Raw genomic sequence first — 4,927 nt, forward strand, 5'->3', positions numbered from 1 at the left:
CGGTGAAGACCGTGTCGAGCCCGGTGACCTGCAGGATGCGCCGGACGGCCGGGCGCGGGGCCGCGAGTTCGAGCTCGCCGCCCTGCTCCTTGAGCCGCTTCATGGCGGCGAGCAGCACGTTCATGCCGGTCGAGTCGCAGAACTCGACGCCGCTGAGGTCGACCACGATACGGTCGACCTGTTCGCGCAGGAGGCCCGCGAGGGCCGCCTGCAGCCTGGGCGCGGTGTAGAGGTCGAGTTCACCGGTCGCCGTGACGACGGCGTGACCCTCCTGAGACGCGGTCGAGACGTTTAGCTCCACGTCCGGCACACTATCTCGGGAACGGCCCGCGGGCCAGACAGTTCGCCAAGTCCCCTGCGGGGCGGGCGTGTCGCCGCTCGGACGGTCCCGTACGCTTTGAGAACTACGCACCGTGATTTCGCGATTTCACCCTTGACCGGGCCGGAAGCGCGCTCCACGGCGCGCGCCCGAGTGCCCCGGACCAGGCCGGAGCGGGGGTCCGGGCGAACTCGGCGGTTCCCGTCTCGCGGAGCCCGGGATTAGGGGAGGCTGGACGGGTGCAACAGCGGCAGGGGCACACGCGTGAGGGGGTACGCCGCGCGATGAAGGCGGATCCGAGGGAGACCCGGCTGCGCGAACGCCTGGAGACGATCCGGGCGCGTTCGGCGAAGTCCAGCTCGTGGCGCTCGTCCACCCAGTATCTGAGCCGGCTCGTGAACAAGGGCGGCTTCGTCCCCATCAAGACGCGCCTGTCCCGCGAGGACATCGCCTTCCTGTCCGGCGCCCGCGAGGAGGTCATCGCGTTCGCCGAGCTCGGCGTCCGGCTGCTCGACCTACACCGGCCGCAGGAGGCAGGGGGCATCACCAGCGATCCCGGCAGCCCCATCCGGCGGTGCCGCGCCTGCATGTCGCGATGGCCGTGCCCGACGTTCCGCGCGATGGCGGAGACGCTCGACCAGTAGCCGCTCGACCGGTAGCCGCAACCATCGCGTCACTCCGTGTTACAGAAATCGCGGTTTGTTCACCGAGTGTCCGCGCGAGCGTCGTCCCGAATTCGTCCCGCCGGGTGAGGGGACCGGATGTCGTAGGGTCCCGCCCGCGTGGGGAGTACTCGTGCGCGTCTATCTCGCTCTGTCCGCCCGCCGAGCCCGTGAACGGCTCGCGCCGCTGCTGTTCGAGGCCGCGCACCGCGCCATCGGCGAGGCGTTCCCCGTCCCCGGCGACGTGGTGTCGGCCGACTCCTGGACCGCGCCCGGCGGCGGCGCGGCGCTCCTCGGCTGGTCCAACGAGCCCGACCGCGAGCCGCTGCCCGGGATCCTCACCGGCAGGCCGGACCGCGTCCTCGGGTACTGCGGCTACCTCACCGACCCGGAGCGCGACGCGGACGCCCTGCTCGCCAAGGACGACCTCGGCGACGTCACCGCCGAGCTGGGCGGCGTCTTCTCCGCCTTCCGGGCCGGGGACGACGGCGTCACCGCCGCGACCGCGATCGCCCGGGTCTGCCCCGTCTACCACGCCGAGACGCGGGGCGTACGGATCGCCGGGAGCCGTGCGCTGCTCGTCCACCTGGTGGCGCGGGCGCTGGAGACCGGGCTGGTGGACCCGTCCGTCGACCTCGCGGTGGAGGCGCTGCACCCGATCGTCCGGCACGGGTTCTTCACCAACGACGACACCCCGTTCCGCGGCGTGACCGCCCTGCCCGCGGCGACCGTCTTCGAGGCGGTGCCGGGCGAGCCGACCGTGATCCGCCGGCTGCCGGTGCCGCGGACGGGCCCCGCGCCCCGCGACGCGGCGGGCCGCGCGAAAGCGGTGCGGCCGCTCGCCGAGTCACTGATCGCCGCGGCGGCGCCGCTGGCACGGCACCGCGAGCCGGTCACGCTGTCGCTGTCGGGCGGGCGCGACAGCAGGCTGATGGCCGCGGCGCTGGCGGCGGCCGGGGTCCGGTTCAGCGCGTCCACGCACGGGTTCCCGGACGAGCCGGACGTGATCCTCGGCGCCCGGGTCGCGGCGGCGCTCGGCATCGAGCACCGCGTGAACCTGACGGTCCCGCAGCCGAGCCGCGACACCGTGGCCGTCCCGCATCCGTTGGGGCGCGCGCATCACGTCGTCCGCATGTGCGAGGGCATGAACTCGGCCTACGAGCTGGTGAACGCCTACCGCCCGTACAGCCTCGTGCCGCAGACGTCCGGGTCGGGCGGGGAGACGTTCCGCGGCGGCTTCCTGTACGACCAGGACGACATCAGCGCCGACGGGCTGCTCGCCCGGGTCCGGCTGATCTTCCGCACGGCGGAGCCGATCATGACGCCGGAGGCGAACGCGCTCGCCGCCGCCGAGCACGCCCGCTGGGCCGGGCGGGCGGAGCGGGACGGCTTCGACGTCCTGGACAAGCTGTACCTGTACTACCGGACGGGACGCTGGATCGTCGGCTCGCACAGCGCGGTCCTGATGAACTCGCCGTACTACCACCCGTTCTTCGACAACAGGGTCGTCCGGGACGTGCTGTCCCTGCCCGCGTCGTGGCGGCGCAGCGAGGAGCCGTTCTTCCTGCTGCTGCGGGAGCTGGCGCCCGCGCTCGTCCAGATCCCGCCGGAGGGCAAGCGGTGGCGGTTCGACCGGGAGCGGCGGCGCCCGCTCCTCGCGGGCCGCCGGGCGTGGCAGGCGCGCGCCGCGCTCCCCGCGCGGGGCCGGACGGCGTCGTTCAACTGGCGCCTGTCCGGCGACGAGGCGTTCCGCCGGATCTTCACCGAGCAGATCATGGACGGCCCCGCCACCCTGTTCGAGCTCGTGGACCGGCAGGCGATCGCGGACGTGCTCGCCGACACCACCGGCCGCCGCTGGTCGAAGCAGATATGGCACGCGTACACGCTCAGCGTCCTGCTGTCGGGCGCGTGGCGCGGCCCCGCCCCGAAGCTGTCCCCGGTGAGGATCCCGATCCCCGCAGCCTGATTCAGACCGTCAGCGGGAGGCGGACCTCGAAGCGGCAGCCGGGCCCCTCGTTGGCGACGCCGATCTCACCGGCGTGGGCCTCGACGATGCCGCGGGCGATGGCGAGCCCGAGCCCCGCGCCGCCGCCCGGCGTCCGGGCCGCCTCGCCGCGGAACGCGACGTCGAACACGCGCGGCAGGTCGTCCTCGGGGATGCCGCCGCAGGCGTCCGCGACCGTCACCCGGGCCTCGCCGCCGCGCACCTCGCCGGTGACCTCGACCGCGCCGTCGCTCGGCGTGTGCCTGATCGCGTTGACGACGAGGTTGCGCAGCGCCCGGCCCAGCTCGCCCGCGTCCACCTGGACGGGCAGCCCCTCGCGGACGTCGCCGTGCAGCCGGACGCCCTTCGCCCGGGCCAGCGCCTCCGCGCCCGCGACCGCCTCGGCGACCAGGTCCGCGAGACCGACCCGCTGCCGGGACAGGCGCAGCGCCCCGGCGTGGATGCGGGACAGCTCGAACAGGTCGTCCACCATCTCGCTGAGCCGCTCCACCTCGACGCGGATGCGCTCGTGGTACCGCTGGACGGTGTCCTGGTCGGCGACGACCTCGTCCTCCAGCGCCTCGGCCATCGCGCGCAGCCCGGCGAGCGGCGTGCGCAGGTCGTGGCTCACCCAGGCGACCAGCTCGCGGCGGCTGGCCTCCAGGGCCTGCTCCCGCTCGTGGGACGCGGCAAGCCGCTCGTAGGCGGCCTGCAGCTCGCGCGACAGCTCGGCCAGCTCGGCGGGCAGCGGCCCGGACGGCGGCCGGAACCGGTCGGCGCGGACGGCGTCCACCAGCGTCCGGTTCGCGGCCACGAGACGGCGCCCGAGCAGGACCGACACGCCCAGCGCGACGACCCCGGCGGACATCACCACCACGAGGACGACCGACCGGTCATGGTCGTTGATCAGCATCAGGAACGAGATCAGGAGGATGCCGGAGACGGTCGCCAGCACGGTCGCCGCGGACACCACGACCAGCTGCGTGGCGATCGACCGGCCGCGCAGCGCGTACAGGATGCCCAGCGCGACACCCGCGACGACGAGCGCAGCGAGCGCCGCGTAGAAGAACACCTCCACCAGCGCCCCGAAAGGGATCATGACGCGTCCACGGGTTCGTAGCGGTAGCCGACGCCCCAGACGGTGACGATGCGACGGGGCGTGGTCGGGTCGTCCTCGATCTTCTCGCGGAGCCGCCGGACGTGGACGGTGACGGTGGAGGAGTCCCCGAAAGTCCAGTCCCAGACCTGTTCGAGGAGCTCCTCCCGGGTGAACGCCTGCCGGGGATGGCGGAGCAGGAACGCCAGCAGGTCGAACTCGCGGGACGTGAGCGACAGCCGCTCGCCGCGCAGCCGGGCCTCGTGCGCGGCGACGTCGACCACCAGGTCGCCGTCCCGCAGCGGGCCGGACGGCCCCGCCGGGACCATCGAGCCGCGCGCCCGCCGCAGCACGGACCGGACCCGCAGGGCCAGCTCGCGCGGGCTGAACGGCTTGGTCACGTAGTCGTCCGCGCCGGTCTCCAGCCCGACGAGCCGGTCGGTCTCCGCGCCGAGCGCGGTCAGCATCACGATCGGGACGGCGGAGGTCTCGCGGAGCCGCCGGCACACCTCCAGGCCGCCCATCCCGGGCAGCATCAGGTCGAGGACGACGAGGTCCGGCGGGTCGTCCAGGGACCTGGCCCGGCGCAGCGCCGCCGGGCCGTCCGCGACGCAGACCACGTCGTGGCCGTCGCGGGCCAGGTAGCGGGCGACGACCTCCGCCACGGTCGGATCGTCGTCGACCACGAGGACGCGGCCGGCAGGGGTCACGGAGTTCACGCCTTCACGCTACGGCCGCCGGCGCCGTTCCCGTTCGCACGTCATCACCCTGTAAGGAACTGATCACGACACGCGTCGTCTACTTCGCATCATGGGATGATCCTCGCTTTAATGGCCCGATGGCCGCCCCCACCCGCACCGCCACCC

General features: G+C 73.7%; 5 protein-coding genes. 2 read left to right on the top strand and 3 right to left on the bottom strand.

Features of this window, described 5'->3' with window-relative positions; translation table 11 throughout:
• Positions 1-301, bottom strand: a 301-nt coding sequence (locus tag E1264_RS40170) for an STAS domain-containing protein (protein WP_132182425.1), incomplete at its 3' end; no start/stop codon positions are given.
• 302 nt (positions 302-603) lie between these two features.
• Here E1264_RS40170 and E1264_RS40175 point away from each other — a divergent pair.
• Positions 604-963 carry a hypothetical protein gene (locus E1264_RS40175; RefSeq protein ID WP_132182427.1) on the top strand — a complete coding sequence of 120 codons (360 nt, stop codon included), beginning with the start codon at positions 604-606 and terminating at the stop codon, positions 961-963.
• 151 nt (positions 964-1,114) lie between these two features.
• Positions 1,115-2,947 carry an asparagine synthase-related protein gene (locus E1264_RS40180; protein WP_165964630.1) on the top strand — a complete coding sequence of 611 codons (1,833 nt, stop codon included), beginning with the start codon at positions 1,115-1,117 and terminating at the stop codon, positions 2,945-2,947.
• A gap of 1 nt (position 2,948) precedes the next feature.
• Here E1264_RS40180 and E1264_RS40185 read toward each other — a convergent pair whose 3' ends face one another.
• Both E1264_RS40185 and E1264_RS40190 read right to left on the bottom strand, forming a co-directional pair.
• Positions 2,949-4,064 (bottom strand): HAMP domain-containing sensor histidine kinase, encoded by a 1,116-nt coding sequence (locus E1264_RS40185; protein WP_132182431.1) that lies wholly within the window; start codon positions 4,062-4,064, stop codon positions 2,949-2,951.
• A complete protein-coding gene (locus E1264_RS40190; protein WP_207936867.1) occupies positions 4,061-4,771 on the bottom strand; it encodes a response regulator transcription factor in 711 nt (236 codons plus the stop codon). The genes E1264_RS40185 and E1264_RS40190 overlap by 4 nt, the downstream gene beginning before the upstream one ends.
• Positions 4,772-4,927: the final 156 nt, after the last annotated feature.

The sequence above is a fragment of the Actinomadura sp. KC216 genome (genome assembly GCF_004348535.1).
GTDB lineage: Bacteria > Actinomycetota > Actinomycetes > Streptosporangiales > Streptosporangiaceae > Spirillospora.

Bases quoted from the DNA above. Each gene is read 5' to 3' on its own strand.
- E1264_RS40175 (WP_132182427.1), top strand. From the start codon at position 604: ATGAAGGCGGATCCGAGGGAGACCCGGCTGCGCGAACGCCTGGAGACG.
- E1264_RS40185 (WP_132182431.1), bottom strand. From the start codon at position 4,064: ATGATCCCTTTCGGGGCGCTGGTGGAGGTGTTCTTCTACGCGGCGCTC.